14 protein-coding genes are annotated in these 14,355 nt (G+C 61.1%); 13 read left to right on the forward strand and 1 reads right to left on the reverse strand.

Features of this window, described 5'->3' with window-relative positions:
• The first annotated feature begins 2 nt into the window (after window positions 1-2).
• The 4 genes from acrB to ACKXGA_RS01500 all read left to right on the forward strand — a co-directional run bounded on the left by acrB (window position 3) and on the right by ACKXGA_RS01500 (window position 5,159).
• Complete coding sequence (gene acrB / locus ACKXGA_RS01485) at window positions 3-797, forward strand: acryloyl-CoA reductase electron transfer subunit gamma (protein ID WP_005932750.1); 795 nt, start codon at window positions 3-5, stop codon at window positions 795-797.
• Window positions 798-818: 21 nt separating this feature from the next.
• Window positions 819-1,913: an acryloyl-CoA reductase electron transfer subunit beta gene (acrA, locus tag ACKXGA_RS01490; protein ID WP_005932752.1), complete on the forward strand. Its 1,095-nt coding sequence runs from the start codon at window positions 819-821 to the stop codon at window positions 1,911-1,913.
• A 157-nt stretch (window positions 1,914-2,070) separates the two neighbouring features.
• Window positions 2,071-3,597 carry a DUF3794 and LysM peptidoglycan-binding domain-containing protein gene (locus ACKXGA_RS01495; RefSeq protein WP_423729915.1) on the forward strand — a complete coding sequence of 509 codons (1,527 nt, stop codon included), beginning with the start codon at window positions 2,071-2,073 and terminating at the stop codon, window positions 3,595-3,597.
• A 161-nt stretch (window positions 3,598-3,758) separates the two neighbouring features.
• Window positions 3,759-5,159, forward strand: a complete 1,401-nt coding sequence (locus ACKXGA_RS01500) for a uracil-xanthine permease family protein (RefSeq protein WP_117476801.1) — start codon at window positions 3,759-3,761, stop codon at window positions 5,157-5,159.
• A 67-nt stretch (window positions 5,160-5,226) separates the two neighbouring features.
• Here the strand turns inward: ACKXGA_RS01500 and ACKXGA_RS01505 are convergent, their stop codons facing one another.
• The gene (locus ACKXGA_RS01505; protein ID WP_423729916.1) at window positions 5,227-5,889 is read right to left on the reverse strand and encodes a nucleotidyltransferase family protein; all 663 of its coding nucleotides are present in this window, start codon (window positions 5,887-5,889) and stop codon (window positions 5,227-5,229) included.
• Window positions 5,890-5,998: 109 nt separating this feature from the next.
• Here ACKXGA_RS01505 and ACKXGA_RS01510 point away from each other — a divergent pair, with 109 nt between their 5' ends.
• The 9 genes from ACKXGA_RS01510 to ACKXGA_RS01550 are packed head-to-tail and all read left to right on the forward strand — an operon-like array spanning window position 5,999 to window position 14,353.
• On the forward strand, window positions 5,999-6,784 hold the full coding sequence (locus tag ACKXGA_RS01510) for an FAD binding domain-containing protein (protein WP_156057935.1): 786 nt from the start codon (window positions 5,999-6,001) through the stop codon (window positions 6,782-6,784).
• Window positions 6,785-6,790: 6 nt separating this feature from the next.
• Window positions 6,791-7,264 carry a (2Fe-2S)-binding protein gene (locus ACKXGA_RS01515; protein WP_097771056.1) on the forward strand — a complete coding sequence of 158 codons (474 nt, stop codon included), beginning with the start codon at window positions 6,791-6,793 and terminating at the stop codon, window positions 7,262-7,264.
• On the forward strand, window positions 7,261-9,549 hold the full coding sequence (locus ACKXGA_RS01520) for a xanthine dehydrogenase family protein molybdopterin-binding subunit (RefSeq protein ID WP_249260034.1): 2,289 nt from the start codon (window positions 7,261-7,263) through the stop codon (window positions 9,547-9,549). Before ACKXGA_RS01515 ends, ACKXGA_RS01520 begins: the two co-directional genes overlap by 4 nt.
• Entirely contained in the window at window positions 9,549-10,253 is a 705-nt protein-coding gene (gene yqeC, locus ACKXGA_RS01525; RefSeq protein WP_249260035.1) for a selenium cofactor biosynthesis protein YqeC, read from the forward strand. Before ACKXGA_RS01520 ends, yqeC begins: the two co-directional genes overlap by 1 nt.
• Before the next feature lies 1 nt (window position 10,254).
• On the forward strand, window positions 10,255-11,292 hold the full coding sequence (gene selD, locus ACKXGA_RS01530; protein WP_249260036.1) for a selenide, water dikinase SelD: 1,038 nt from the start codon (window positions 10,255-10,257) through the stop codon (window positions 11,290-11,292).
• A gap of 14 nt (window positions 11,293-11,306) precedes the next feature.
• Window positions 11,307-11,939 (forward strand): sulfurtransferase-like selenium metabolism protein YedF, encoded by a 633-nt coding sequence (gene yedF / locus ACKXGA_RS01535; RefSeq protein ID WP_035394061.1) that lies wholly within the window; start codon window positions 11,307-11,309, stop codon window positions 11,937-11,939.
• Entirely contained in the window at window positions 11,936-13,069 is a 1,134-nt protein-coding gene (locus tag ACKXGA_RS01540) for an aminotransferase class V-fold PLP-dependent enzyme (protein WP_207696900.1), read from the forward strand. Before yedF ends, ACKXGA_RS01540 begins: the two co-directional genes overlap by 4 nt.
• A gap of 3 nt (window positions 13,070-13,072) precedes the next feature.
• Window positions 13,073-13,303 carry a DUF3343 domain-containing protein gene (locus ACKXGA_RS01545; protein ID WP_156061249.1) on the forward strand — a complete coding sequence of 77 codons (231 nt, stop codon included), beginning with the start codon at window positions 13,073-13,075 and terminating at the stop codon, window positions 13,301-13,303.
• Window positions 13,304-13,321: 18 nt separating this feature from the next.
• The gene (locus ACKXGA_RS01550) at window positions 13,322-14,353 is read left to right on the forward strand and encodes an XdhC/CoxI family protein (protein WP_242699249.1); all 1,032 of its coding nucleotides are present in this window, start codon (window positions 13,322-13,324) and stop codon (window positions 14,351-14,353) included.
• Window positions 14,354-14,355: the final 2 nt, after the last annotated feature.

Genomic DNA, 14,355 nt, shown 5'->3' on the forward strand with positions numbered 1-14,355 from the left:
CAATGAAAGCAATTGTTTGTGTAAAGCAGGTTCCTGATACCTCCGGCAAAGTCGCCGTCAAGGCAGACGGTACTCTGGATCGTGCCTCTATGGCCACCATCACCAACCCCGATGACCTGAACGCTCTGGAGGCTGCTCTGAAGCTCAAGGACGCTACCGGCTGCGAAGTCGTTGTCATCACCATGGGTCCTCCTCCGGCCGAGGGAATGCTGCGTGAGCTGCTGGCCCGCGGCGCGGACAAGGCTGTTCTGGTCTCCGGCCGTGAGTTCGGCGGTTCCGATACCTTTGCAACCAGCCAGATCCTGGCTGCTGCTGTCAATAAGATCGGCGTTGGCCCCGAAGACGTTGTGTTCTGCGGCCGTCAGGCAATCGATGGCGATACCGCACAGGTCGGCCCCCAGATCGCTGAAAAGCTGCATCTGCCCCAGGTCACCTATGTGGCCGACATCCAGAAGGATGGCAACACTCTGACCGTGAAGCGTATGCTGGAAGACGGCTACATGATGGTCAAGGTGCAGACTCCCTGCCTGCTGACCTGCATCAAGGAGCTGAACCAGCCCCGTTACATGAGCGTCAATGGCATCTTCACCTGCTACGACAAGCCCATGGAAGTGTTCGATTACAACGCTCTGAAGGACGATCCGCTGATCGAGGTCGATACCATCGGTCTGAAGGGTTCTCCGACGAACGTCTTTAAGTCCTTCACTCCTCCGCAGAAGGGCGCAGGCACCATGCTGACTGGCGACGACACCGCCGCACAGCTGGCAGGTATCCTGGCCAAGAAGCACCTGATCTGATGAAAGGAGCATAGGATTACAATGGCTGATTTTAACGAGTACAAGGGCGTTTGGGTCTTTTGTGAGCAGCGCCAGGGCAAACTGATGCCCACCGATTTCGAGCTGGTCAGCGAGGCCCGCAAGCTGGCTGATGAGCTGAACTGCGAAGTCACCGGCCTGCTGCTGGGCGATAACGTGGACGGCATTGCCAAGGAGCTGGGCGGCTATGGCGCTGATAAGGTCATGGTTTGCGACAGCCCCCTGCTGAAGGATTACACCACGGACGCATACGCCAAGGTCGTCTGCGACATGGTCAACGAGTACAAGCCCGAGGTCCTGCTGATCGGAGCCACCAACATTGGCCGCGATCTGGGCCCCCGCTGCGCAGCCCGCCTGCACACCGGCCTGACCGCTGATGCTACCCACCTGGACATCGACACTGCAAAGTACATCGACTTCCTGAAGGAGAGCTCCACCATCGACCTGTCCAAGCAGAAGTTCGATATGGAAGACCGCAACCTGAAGATGACCCGTCCCGCATTCGGCGGCCATCTGATGGCTACCATCATCTGCCCCCGCTTCCGTCCCCAGATGTCCACCGTGCGCCCCGGCGTTATGAAGAAGGCTCCCTTCGATCAGGCCAAGGCTGATGCCTGCCAGATCGTCAAGCCCGCTTTCGAGCTGTCCGCTGCCGACATCAAGACCGAGGTCCTGAGCGTCGAGAAGGCTGCTGAGAAGCTGGTCGATCTGATCGGTGCCGATGTCATCGTCTCCGTTGGCCGCGGCATCAGCAAGGATGTCAACAAGGGCATCGAGCTGGCTGAGCAGCTGGCTGCTGCACTGGGCGGCGGCGTTGTGGGTGCTTCCCGTGCCGTTACCGATGCAGGCTGGATGACCGCTGACCATCAGGTCGGTCAGACCGGTAAGACGGTCCACCCCAAGATCTATGTTGCTCTGGGCATTTCCGGTGCCATCCAGCACACCGCTGGTATGCAGGATTCCGAGTGCATCATCGCTGTCAACAAGAACGAGAGCGCACCCATCTTCGGTGTTGCTGACTACGGCATCGTGGGCGATCTGTTCAAGGTCGTTCCCGAGCTGATCAAGCAGATCGAGGCTGCCAAGGCTGCTGAATAAGCACCTGATTTTCCCCGAACCCTGATTGTGATAAGGCCGCCGCGCAGTGGAAACGCTGTGCGGCGGCTTTTTGCGTCTCCGGAAAGTAGCTTCGTTCTATCCCACCTGTTCCCGGAATAAAATGACACCAAGAGCGGACAGGAAAGGAGCGCGTACCATGGAGTTGAAGATCTTTCGGGATGCCCTGCCGGCGGCGGGGACAAACTGTACCCTTAAGGCAGAGCTGCCGCTGGAAACAGAGATCCTGATCTCTGATTATCTGCCACCGGTGTTCAAGCTGGTCAAGTGCTTTGTCAGGCCGGTGGTGCTGCAAAAGCGGCTGCAGCCCGGCAAGCTGCAATTGGAGGGATATCTGCGCTGTGTGGTCTATTATCAGGGGGAAGATGGGGCGGGCTTGTGCCAGACCGAGCAGAAGCTCCCTTTTACCAAGCTGCTGGATCTGCCGGAGTTCGTCTTCACGGCATGGGCCGTGCAGGTGGAAGGCCAGACCGAATATCTGAACTGCCGCACTGTCAACCCGCGCCGCATCGAGGTGCGGGGGGCGTATGGGCTGGTGGTATCGGTGCATACGCAGGTCAAAACAGATGTCATCACGGCTCTGTCGGATGGCGGGGTGGAGCAGAAACTGGTCACCCTTTCCGGGGTGCGGCGTGCCGCTGTGCTGGAAAAGCTGGTCACGGTCGAGGGCGAGATCCGCTTTCCCACGCCGCCCGCCGCCGTTTTGGACCTCAGCGGCAATGCCTCTGTCGGAGACCTCAAGCTCCTGAACGGAAAAGCCGTTGCCAAGGGCGGGCTGGTCGTTTCCTGCGCTTGGCGTGCCGAGGACGACCCGGCACTGCAAAGCCAGAGCGTGAACCTGAACTTCAATCAGGTGCTGGATGTGGACGGCCTGAGCGAGGACTGCCGCTGCCTCTGTGTGGCCGAGCCGGTGGGCTTTACGCTCACGGAGGGAGAAGGGGAGGAACCCGGCCGCCTGACCGCCAACCTGATGCTGCGCCTGCGGGCGTGGAGGCCCTACCAGCTGCAGTGCGTGGCGGATGCCTTCTCCACGAAATTTGAGACAGAACAGACCCCGCAGACGGTACAGACGGAATCGCTGGCCTGCACCCTGGATGAGACCGTAACCCTGACCGGCTCCGGCCCTCTGCCGGACGCTGGGGCTAAAATTCTGGCCTGCTTTGCCTCCTTTGGCCCGGCCTTGCTGGCATACAGGGAAAACAACTGGGATCTGACCAGCCGGGTGACCGTGACTGCCTTTGGGGAGAACAGCCTTTCGGAGCTGGAAAGCTATGAAAAGGTGTTGGAGCTTGCCCTGCCGCTGGGGCGGGAGCTGCCCTCGGACGCGGAGCTGATCCCGGAGTGCTGGCTCCGTGCCGAGGACCTGCGCTGTGTCTGCGCAAACGGCACACTGGAGGTCAACCTTTCCGTCAAGGCAGAAGGGGCCATCCTACAGCGGAGCGGGAACACCTGCGTTGGCTCCATCGCGCTGGGAGAGCCGTTGACCCCGGCAGACCCGGAGATCAGCCTGCGCATCTATTATGCACAGGCGGGGGAGGAGCTGTTTGCCATCGCCAAGCGGTTCCATGTCTCCCCGGCCCAGATGCTGGCCGCCAACGACCTTGCAGAGGGCACCACGGCCATTGATGCGCCTCAAAGGCTTCTGGTGCCGGGAGCAGGGGGCTGATCCATCCGATTTTGTACTTTGTAGAAGAACAATTTAAAGTTAAAGTATGACTTATGAACTAAAAATGAACAAAAAATATCCCGGACCTCTCCCAATTTGAGAAAGGCTCTGCTATAATAATTTTTGTCGTGTAAAAAAGCCTTTTAGATAAAGGAGAAGTTATGATCAAAAATATCGAGTTGGAGAAGGGTGCATACCAGTTTGATGCCAAGATGCCCCTTCGCCAGGCCATCCCGCTGGGCCTGCAGCATGTATTTGCCATGTTCGTGGGCAACCTGACCCCGCTTCTTATCATCACCAGTGCCTGCGGCCTTGCAGGCGGTGAGTTTGCTGACCTGCAGGTCAGCCTGCTGCAGAACGCCATGTTCGTGGCTGGTGTGGTCACGCTGGTGCAGCTGTTCTCCATCGGCCCTGTGGGCGGTCAGGTTCCCATCATCATGGGCACCAGCTCCGGCTTCCTGGGCGTGTTCAACAGTGTGGCTGCTTCCATGGGCGGCGGTGTGCTGGCCTACGGTGCCATCATGGGCGCTTCCATTCTGGGCGGCCTGTTTGAGACTGTGCTGGGCTTCTTCCTCAAGCCCCTGCGCAAGTTCTTCCCCTCGGTGGTCACCGGTACGGTGGTGCTGTCCATCGGTCTGTCCCTGATCTCCGTGGGTGTCAACTCCTTTGGCGGCGGCAACGCAGCCAAGGACTTCGGTTCCGCGGAAAACCTGCTGCTGGCTGTATTCGTGCTGGTGGTGATCCTGTTCTTCAAGCATTGGACCACGGGCTTCCTGAGTTCTTCCTCCATCCTCATCGGCATTGTGGCGGGCTATCTGGCAGCCTTTATCATGGGCTTTGTCCTGCCCACCACCGGTGTCACTGCCGAGGGTGTGGAGTTCACCAAGGCATGGGTGCTGAACTGGAGCAAGGTGGCACAGGCCGACTGGTTTGCCATCCCCAAGCTGGTCCCTGTCAAGATCATTTTTGATATGCGCGCCATCCTGCCCGTGCTGATCATGTTCATCGTCACCGCTGTGGAGACCGTGGGCGATATCTCCGGCGTGATGGAGGGCGGCATGAGCCGTGAGGCCACCGATAAGGAGCTGTCCGGCGGTGTCATCTGCGACGGCCTGGGCTCTTCCTTTGCCGCCTGCTTCGGCGTTCTGCCCAACACCTCCTTCAGCCAGAACGTGGGCCTGGTTTCCATGACCAAGGTCGTCAACCGCGGTGCACTGGCCACCGGTGCCATCTTCCTGATCCTCTGCGGCCTGATCCCCAAGCTGGGCGCACTGGTCTCCATCATGCCGCAGGCCGTTCTGGGCGGTGCTGCCGTGATGATGTTCTCTTCCATCGTGGTATCCGGCATTCAGCTCATTACCAAGGAAAAGATGACCCCGCGCACCCTGACCATCGTTTCCGTTGCACTGGGCGTGGGCTACGGCATGGGTGCCAATGCCAGCATCCTGGCACACACCCCCCAGTTCTTCCAGTTGATCTGCGGCGAGAGCGGCATCGTGCCCGCAGCCTTTGTGGCCATTGTGCTGAACGTGCTGCTGCCCAAGGACGATAAGGCCGAATAACCCTCTCAGTCACCTTCGGTGACAGCTCCCCTGACAAGGGAGCCAAGAAGTGTCCTTGCCTCTCCTGTCAGGTGACGCACCATTGCGCTGCAATGGCGGAGAGCTCCTCCAGAGCTTCCGGCGTATCTGCATCCAGCAGTTCTTCCCGCCGCTGGGCGTAAACGATCTGTACCTGCTCAGGGTGAGCCTTGAGCACAACACTGCCGCCCTTGCCCTCGGGCAGGGTGCGCAGAGTGGGAAAATATCCGCATCCAAACAGAACGGGACTTCCGACAACGGTGTCCGGGCCATCTGCGGCCCGGGCTCCCAGCCGGAAGATCGCCCGCTCTGTTTCTTTTTGTGTCTGGGCAAAAGCAGTGATCAGCGCTTCCAGCGTCTCCCGCTGCAGCAGGGGCTGATCTCCGGGCAGAAAGATGCAGCCTGCAAGACCGGGGCATTGCTCCAGCAGCGCCTCCAGCCCCAGCCGAACAGTGTCGTTCCGGCCCGGCAGGCTGTGGAGCAGGCAGGGAACGGCTTGTGCGTCACACAGGGCCTTGACCTCGGCAGAGCGGGTCACGACCACCCGGGCAGCAAGGGCGGGGGTGGCGGTGACCTCCAGCGCCCGGCAGAGCAGGGGGCGGCCCCTGAAATCGGCCAGCAGCTTGTTGGAGCCGAACCGCCGGGCCAGCCCCGATGCCATGATGACGCATCCCACCGGAGGGCGGGCGTTCTTTCTGCACAACTCTGCCATAAAATCATTCCTCCTGAATCTGCCGGATCTGCGGCAGTCTTTCCAGTGGCATTATAAGGGATTTTGTGATAAAATAAAAGTAGCAATCGAAAAAAGAGAGGTACTGCGTATGATGACGATCCGGGAATACAAACGGGCCGAAAGCCTCGAGGAAGCCTGGCAGCTCAACCAGAAGCGAAACAATCGGGTCATCGGCGGCATGATCTGGCTCAAGATGGAGAACATCAATGTCGGCACCGCCATCGACCTGTCAGGCCTTGGGCTGGACAAAATTGAGGAAACGGCCGAGGGCTTTTCCATCGGGGCCATGGTGCCCCTGCGGCAGATCGAGCTCCACGAGGGGCTCAATGCCTACACGGACGGCGCTGTGCGGGAATCTGTGCGCCACATTGTGGGTGTGCAGCTGCGCAACCTTGCCACCGTGGGCGGCAGCATTTACAGCCGTTTTGGCTTTTCCGATGTTCTGACCATGTTCCTGGCCCTGAACGCTTCGGTGGAGCTCTACAAGGGCGGTATCGTGCCGCTTTTGGAGTATGCCCAGCGCCCGTACGACAGGGATATCCTGGTGCGGGTCATCGTGCCGAAAGAGCAGGCAGCATTCTGCTACCAGTCGGTGCGCAACAGCCAGACGGATTTCCCGGTGCTGACCTGTGCCGCCGCGAAAACGGCCGGGGGTTTCCGGGTCGCCATTGGTGCCCGGCCCGGCAAGGCAGTGCTGTATACCCTGCAGCCCAATGCCGCCGAAACGCCGGAGCTGACCGCCGCCCGCTTTGCCGCTGAGGTGCGGGCAAACATCCGGACGGAGAGCAACATGCGCGGCAGTGCGGAATACCGCAATCATCTGGCCGGGGTGCTGGTCAAGCGCGCTGTGCTGAAATTGGAAGGGAACAGGTGAGACAAGATGCAGGTGAATATTATTCTGAACGGAACCAAGATCACGGCAGAGGCCGCACCGGACACCCTGCTCATCGATTTTGTCCGCGCACACGGCTGTTACAGTGTCAAGCGCGGCTGTGAGACCTCCAACTGCGGCCTGTGCACCGTCTTTCTGGACGATGTGCCGGTGCTGTCCTGCTCTGTGCTGGCAGCCCGTGCCGACGGCCACAGGGTGACCACGCTGGAGGGCCTGCAGGAGGAGGCTGCTGAGTTCGGTGCTTTTATCGCCGATCAGGGTGCGGAGCAGTGCGGCTTCTGCAACCCGGGCTTTATTATGAACGCTCTCGCCCTCTTCCGGGAAAAGGAATACCCCACTGAGGAGGAGATCAAGGAATATCTCGCGGGCAACCTCTGCCGCTGCTCCGGCTACGAGGGCCAGCTGCGGGGCATCCAGAATTTCCTCGCCTGGAAGAAAGCAAAACAGGAGGGTGCCGAATGAAAAACGTCAACAAAGCATTCCGCAAAAAGGATGCCATGCAGCTTGTGACCGGCAAGCCCGTTTACATGGATGATCTGGCCCCGGCAGACTGCCTGATCGTCAAGCTGTACCGCTCACCCCATGCCAACGCCATGGTGGAGCGCATCGACACGTCCGTGGCCAAAAAGGTGCCCGGCATCGAGGCTATCTTCACCTGGGAGGATGTGGACCAGAACGCCCGCCGCTACACGCAGGCCGGCCAGACCTACCCCGAAGCCAGCCCCTACGACCGCCTGGTCATTGACCGCCACGTCCGCTTTGTGGGGGACGTGGTGGCCATTGTGGTGGGCAAGGATGAGAAGTGTGTCGAGAAAGCCATGAAGCTCATCAAGGTGGAGTATCAGGTGCTGGAGCCGGTGCTGGATTTCCACACTGCGAAGGATAACCCCATCCTTGTCCACCCGGAGGACAACTGGGAGAGCCTGAGCCCCGTGGGTGCCGACAACAAGCGCAATCTCTGTGCCCACGATGCGTGCGGCGACGGCGACATCGATGCCGTGCTGGCAAAGTGCGATGTTGTCATCGACCGTGTCTACCACACCAAGGCCTGCCAGCAGGCCATGATGGAGACCTTCCGCACCTGCTGCTGGATGGACCTGTACGGACGGCTGAACATCCTCAGCTCGACCCAGATCGTGTTCCATACCCGCCGCAATGTGGCAAACGCCCTGCACATCCCCAAATCCATGATCCGCGTCATCAAACCCCGCATCGGCGGCGGCTTTGGTGCCAAGCAGACGGCGGTCTCGGCCATCTATCCGGCCTTTGTTACCTGGAAGACCAAGAAGCCCTGTAAGCTGATCTTCACCCGCGAAGAGAGCCAGACCGCATCTTCGCCCCGCCACGAGATGGAGATGCACGTCCGTCTGGGTGCCACCAAGGACGGCATCGTGAAGGGCATCGACCTCTATACCCTGTCCAACACCGGTGCCTACGGCGAGCACGGCCCCACAACGGTGGGCCTTTCCGGCCACAAGTCCATCCCGCTGTACGGCAAGGCCCAAGCCTTCCGTTTTGTCAGCGACGTGGTCTACACCAACCACATGTCTGCCGGTGCGTACCGCGGCTATGGTGCGACCCAGGGCCTGTTTGCGGTGGAATCTGCTGTCAACGAGCTGGCCGCCAGACTCCACATGGACCCCTTCAAGATCCGTGAAATGAACATCGTCAAAGAGGGCGATGTGATGCCCGCCTATTACGGCGCTGTGAACACCAGCTGCGCGCTGGATCGCTGTCTGAAAAAAGTCCACGAGATGATCGACTGGGACAACAAGTACCCTGTGCGCGACCTTGGCAATGGCAAGGTGCGTGCCGTGGGTATGGGCATGGCCATGCAGGGCTCCGGCATTTCCGGCATGGATGTGGGCAGTGCCACCCTCAAGGTAAACGATGACGGGTTCTACTCCCTCATCATCGGCGCTGCCGATATGGGCACCGGCTGTGACACCACGCTGGCTCAGATCGCCGCCGAGGTGCTGGACTGTGACCTGGACAATATCACCGTCTTTGGCGCGGATACCGATACCTCGCCCTATGACTCCGGCTCCTACGCTTCCTCTACCACCTATGTCACCGGCAAGGCAGTGGAAAAGTGCGCCCTGCGGCTGCGCGGCCAGATCTGCAAGCTGGGCGCGGAGCTGCTCCAGACGACCGAAGATGCTGTGGATTTTGACGGCAAGTTCGTCTCCCTGAACGCAGACCCTGAGAAGAGGGTCTCTCTCTCTGAGGTGGCCTTCGCCTCCCAGTTCGGCCACATGGTGCCGCTGGAGATCACCGAGACCCACACCTCGCCCCTTTCGCCCCCGCCCTACATGGTCGGTGCAGCTGAAATTGAGCTGGATAAGGAGACCGGCGAGGTCAAGGTGGTGGATTATGCCGCCTGCGTGGACTGCGGCACCCCCATCAACCCCAACCTGACCCGTGTGCAGGCCGAGGGCGGCATTCTGCAGGGCATTGGCATGGCCCTGACCGAGAACATCACCTACGATGCCAAGGGTTGGCCGATGGAAAATTCCTTTATGCAGTATAAGATCCCCGCCCGTGTGGACATCGGCCACATCCGGGTGGAGTTTGAGAGCAGCTACGAGCCCAACGGCCCGTTTGGTGCAAAATCCATCGGTGAGGTGGTCATCAATACCCCGCTGCCCGCCATCGCGGATGCCATCTACAATGCCATCGGCACCCGCTTCTACGAGCTGCCCATCACCCCGGAGCAGGTCGCCATGGCGGTGGAAGAAAACCGCTGATGCTTTCGGAAAAACAATTTCCGTTTCTGGCAGAAAAGGGCCATGTGGTCTCGCTGGTGGGCGGCGGCGGAAAAACCACCCTGCTCTATGCCTTTGCCCGGCATTGTGCCGCCAAAGGCTGGCGGGTGCTGGTGAGCACCACCACCCACATCCGGCAGCCGGGGGAGAATTATGCCGCAGATGAAGCCGCTCTTGCGTCCCTCTGGGCGGCAGGGCAATATGCCGTGGCCGGTGTCCCGGCAGAGCAGGGCAAGCTGACCGCCCTGCCGCCGGAGCAGTTGACCTGCTGGATGGCACAGGCGGATATGGTTCTTCTGGAAGCGGACGGTGCAAAACGGATGCCCTGCAAAGTTCCGGCGGCCCATGAACCGGTGCTGCTGCCGGAAAGCGATATCGTGCTGGCCGTGGCAGGATTGTCTGCGCTGGGCAGACCTCTGCGGGAGGTCTGCTTCCGGCTGAAGCAGGCCTGCGCCCTGCTGGGCGCAGCCCCCGAAACGCTTCTGACCCCGGAGCTGCTGGCAAGGCTGCTGGCCAGTGAGCAGGGGGGACGAAAACTGGTAGGGAACCGCCGTTTTTCTGTGGTGCTCAATCAGGCGGATGCCCCCGCCCGCATTGCCGCGGGCGAACAGACCCTCGCGCTCCTGCGCGAAAAATATGAGGTGCAGGGCGTGTTGACTTATTTTGATGAAAGGGAGCGTGCATGAAATGGCAGAACAAGGCCCCATTGTCTTCTGCACCGGCGGCGGATGCACCGCCAAGCTGGGGGCCGGGGTACTGAGCCGCATTCTGGAAAAGCTGCCCCGGGGCGAAAAAGACCCCGACCTTCTGGTTGGCTACGACAGCCGGGACGATGCTGCCGTCTACCGCATCACCGAGGACATTGCTCTGGTGCAGACGGTGGATTTCTTCCCGCCGATGGTCGATGACCCCTATACCTTCGGGCAGATCGCCGCAGCCAATGCCCTGAGCGATGTCTACGCCATGGGCGGTGAGGTCAAAACGGCACTGAATCTTGTCTGCTTCCCCGAGAGCATGGATCTGAATGTGCTGGGAGAGATCCTGCGCGGCGGTGCCGAAAAGGTGGCCGAAGCCGGGGGCACGCTGGCGGGTGGGCACTCCATTGCCGATACCGGCGTGAAGTACGGCCTGTCGGTGACCGGTCTGGTAGACCCGCACCGCCTGACGGCCAACGATACCGGCCGCCCGGGCGACAAACTTCTTCTTACCAAGGCGCTTGGCGTGGGGCTGATCTGCACCGCCAACCGGGTGGGCGAAGCCGCTCCGGAACAGATGGAAGCAGCAGTCCGTTCCATGGCCACCCTGAACAAAACGGCGGCAGAGATCGCACGCAGGTACGAGGTGCACGCCGCCACGGATGTGACCGGGTTCAGCTTCCTGGGCCATCTGCACGAGATGATGGGGGAGAAGCTCTCCTGCGTCATCGATGCCCATGCGGTGCCGGTGCTGCCCGGTGCGTGGGAGGCCGCAGATGCCTGCCTGTACACCGCCGCCGGTCAGCGCAACCGTAATCATACCGGGCCCTTTGTCCGGTTTGAAAAAGTGCCCTTCCCGATGGAAGAGATCCTGTTTGATCCCCAGACCTCCGGCGGCCTGCTGTTTGCCGTGGCCCCGCAGGATGCCGCTGCCCTGGAAGCAGAGCTGCAGGCGGCGGGTCTGCCCGCAAAAATCGTGGGCACCATTGGGGAAAAGCAGACACCGGAGATCACAGTAACATACGAATGATGGAGGAACAACCGATGATCAAGATCGATGCCCGTGGAGATGCCTGTCCGCTGCCCGTGGTCAAGGCCAAAAAGGCCATTGCAGAGCTGCACGGCCCCGGCGAGGTGGAAGTGCTGGTGGACAATGAAATTGCTGTCCAGAACCTGACCAAGATGGCCCAGCAGAAGGGCTATCTGTCCAGCTCCGAAAAACTGGCCGAACAGGAATACCGTGTTCGCTTTACCATCAAGGACACGCCCGCTGCGGAAACCGCTGTGCCGGGCAAGGTGAAACAGCAGGCAGAAGCGGAAACCTGCATCCCGGATGCCCGCACCGATACAGTGGTGGTCATCGCGTCCGACAAGATGGGGGAGGGGGCCGAGGAGCTGGGCAAGACCCTGCTCAAGGCCTTCGTGTTCTCCCTGACCCAGCAGGACAAGCTGCCCAAGACGATCCTTTTCTATAACGGCGGCGCATCCCTGACCTGTGAGGGTTCGCCCATGCTGGAAGACCTGAAGGCACTGGAAGCTGAGGGTGTGGAGATCCTGACCTGCGGCACCTGCCTGAACTACTACGGCATAACGGAGAAGCTGGCCGTGGGCGGCGTGACCAATATGTATGTCATCGCTGAAAAGATGCTGAACGCCGGGAACGTGGTCAAGCCGTGATCTACCTTGATAACGCCGCAACCACTCTGCACAAGCCTCCGGAGGTGGGGCAGGCGATGCTGGATGCTCTGCAGACAGCGGGCAACCCGGGCCGTGGGGCCCATGCGCCCACCCTGCACGCCTCCCGTGTCGTCTACGAGACCCGGGAAGCGCTGGCCCAGCTCTTCCACGCCGAAGGCCCGGCCTGCATCGCCTTTGCATCCAATGCGACCCAGGCGCTGAACACGGCCATCAACGGGCTCTTTGGCCCGGGGGATCATGTCATCACCACGGTCTGCGAGCACAATTCCGTCCTGCGGCCCCTCTACCGCCTCCAAAGGCAGGGGGTTGAGGTGAGCTTTGTGGATGTGGACGCAAACGGTGTGCTCTGCTATGCGCAGTTTGAGCAGCTGCTCCGTCCAAACACCAAGGGAGTGGTTGTGACCGGTGCTTCCAATGTCACCGGAAACCGCACGGACCTGGCGTTCGTGTCCGCTTTTGCAAAAAAGCACGGCCTGTTGTTTCTCGTGGATGCCGCCCAGACAGCGGGTGCCATGTTGGTGGATGTGCAGGCACTGGGGATCGATGTGCTCTGCTTTACCGGGCACAAGGCGCTGCTGGGCCCGCAGGGCACCGGCGGGCTGTATGTCCGGCCCGGGCTGCAGGTTGCCCCCCTTGTGGTGGGCGGCAGCGGAGTCCACAGCTTTGATGAACGCCACCCCGTCGAAATGCCCACTGCTCTGGAAGCCGGAACGTTGAATGTGCCGGGAATCGCCGGGCTGGGGGCCGGGGTGCGCTGGCTCCTGACGCAGGGCGTGGAAGCGTTGGAAACAAAAGAAAATGCGCTTGCACGCCTGTTTTACGAAACTGTCCGGGAAATTCCCGGTGTGCGGCTTTATGGTGACTTCACTGCGCCGCGTGCGCCCATCGTCTCACTGAACCTGGCGGGCGAGGATTCCGCCCGGGTGGCGGATGTGCTCTGGGAAGAGTACGGCATCTGTGTGCGGGCCGGTGCGCACTGTGCCCCGCTGATGCACAGGGCGCTGGGCACCGTGGAGCAGGGCGTGGTGCGGTTCAGCTTCTCCCACACCAACACCCGGGAGGAGACGCTTGCCGCTGCCTGTGCGGTGCGCAGTCTGGCGGAGGAATAAACGATGCGAGCAAAGAGACCCTATATCGTGTTATCCTTCCGCACCACAGTGGAAGCGATGGCATGGGAAAAACACTGCGAAGCGGAACACATCCCCGGGCGGCTCATTCCGCTGCCCCGGGAACTCTCTGCCGGGTGCGGCCTTGCGTGGCGGATGCCGCCCGAGGACTGGCTGCTGTGGCAGAGCCGCATCGACCCCGCTGCCTATGATGCCGCAGCGGTGGTAGAACAATAACAAATAAAGGAGAATTGGATGGGAAACCGTTCTTTTTTCAACGCACTCCATGACCGGGAGGGAAATTTTCTGCTGGCCACGGTGCTGGAAGGCCCGGCGCAGGGGGAACGTGTCCTGCTGCGGAACACAGCACCGGTCTGGCCGGAGGAACTGCCTGCGTTCTGGGGGGAGCATCTGCCTGCCCTGGCCGCTGTGACCTCCAGTGGAATTCTGAAATCAGCCGGACAGCGCTTTTTTGTGGAGCGCTTTGGCGCGGCCCCGCAGCTTGTGGTCTGCGGCGGCGGCCATGTGGGCGCGTCGGTGGTGCGGCTGGCAAAGCTGCTGGGCCTGCCGGTCACAGCGCTGGAGGACCGCCCCGAGTTTGCGGAGGAGCTGCGTCAGGCCGGGGCCGATGCTGTGCTCTGCCTGCCCTTTGCAGAGGGTCTTGCGCAGATCCCCGGCGGGCAGGAGACATACTTTGTGGTCGTGACCCGTGCCCACAGCTGTGATATTGCTTGCCTGCGTTCTATTCTGCAAAAGCCCGCCGCCTATGTGGGCATGATGGGCAGCCGGAAGCGTGCGGCTCTGGTGCACACACAGCTGGCTGAGCTGGGGCTGCCGCAAGAGCGCATTGATGCCCTGCACGCGCCCATTGGGCTTTCCATTGGCGCAAAAACCGCACAGGAGATCGCACTTTCCATTCTTGCGGAGATCGTCTCCGTGAAAAACAGCCGCCAGCAGACCGAGGGCTTTTCCCCGGCGCTGCTGGCCGCGCTGGAACAACAGACCGTCCCGGCGGTGCTGGCGACCATCGTAGGCCGCCATGGCTCTACGCCACGGGAGGAAGGCTCCAAGATGTTGGTCCTGCCCGATGGCTCTGCTGTGGGCAGCGTGGGCGGCGGCATCATGGAGTACCGCACCCAGCAGCTGGCGCGGGAATTGCTGGAGCCAGGGGCTGCCCCATGCAGGCTGGCCGCCTTTACCACAGAGGGGGCCAGCGATGCCGCGGCCATTGCGGCCTGCGGCGGCTCCATGGAAGTCTTTTTGCAGCGTGTGGAACCGGAGGGATGAGC

The organism is Faecalibacterium hominis (ex Afrizal et al. 2022), from assembly GCF_049545105.1.
GTDB classification, from domain to species: Bacteria; Bacillota; Clostridia; order Oscillospirales; family Ruminococcaceae; genus Faecalibacterium; species Faecalibacterium duncaniae.

Coding starts and splice junctions, on each gene's coding strand:
- acrB (WP_005932750.1), top strand. CDS start 3: ATGAAAGCAATTGTTTGTGTAAAGCAGGTTCCTGATACCTCCGGCAAA.
- acrA (WP_005932752.1), top strand. CDS start 819: ATGGCTGATTTTAACGAGTACAAGGGCGTTTGGGTCTTTTGTGAGCAG.
- ACKXGA_RS01495 (WP_423729915.1), top strand. CDS start 2,071: ATGGAGTTGAAGATCTTTCGGGATGCCCTGCCGGCGGCGGGGACAAAC.
- ACKXGA_RS01500 (WP_117476801.1), top strand. CDS start 3,759: ATGATCAAAAATATCGAGTTGGAGAAGGGTGCATACCAGTTTGATGCC.
- ACKXGA_RS01505 (WP_423729916.1), bottom strand. CDS start 5,889: ATGGCAGAGTTGTGCAGAAAGAACGCCCGCCCTCCGGTGGGATGCGTC.
- ACKXGA_RS01510 (WP_156057935.1), top strand. CDS start 5,999: ATGATGACGATCCGGGAATACAAACGGGCCGAAAGCCTCGAGGAAGCC.
- ACKXGA_RS01515 (WP_097771056.1), top strand. CDS start 6,791: ATGCAGGTGAATATTATTCTGAACGGAACCAAGATCACGGCAGAGGCC.
- ACKXGA_RS01520 (WP_249260034.1), top strand. CDS start 7,261: ATGAAAAACGTCAACAAAGCATTCCGCAAAAAGGATGCCATGCAGCTT.
- yqeC (WP_249260035.1), top strand. CDS start 9,549: ATGCTTTCGGAAAAACAATTTCCGTTTCTGGCAGAAAAGGGCCATGTG.
- selD (WP_249260036.1), top strand. CDS start 10,255: ATGGCAGAACAAGGCCCCATTGTCTTCTGCACCGGCGGCGGATGCACC.
- yedF (WP_035394061.1), top strand. CDS start 11,307: ATGATCAAGATCGATGCCCGTGGAGATGCCTGTCCGCTGCCCGTGGTC.
- ACKXGA_RS01545 (WP_156061249.1), top strand. CDS start 13,073: ATGCGAGCAAAGAGACCCTATATCGTGTTATCCTTCCGCACCACAGTG.
- ACKXGA_RS01550 (WP_242699249.1), top strand. CDS start 13,322: ATGGGAAACCGTTCTTTTTTCAACGCACTCCATGACCGGGAGGGAAAT.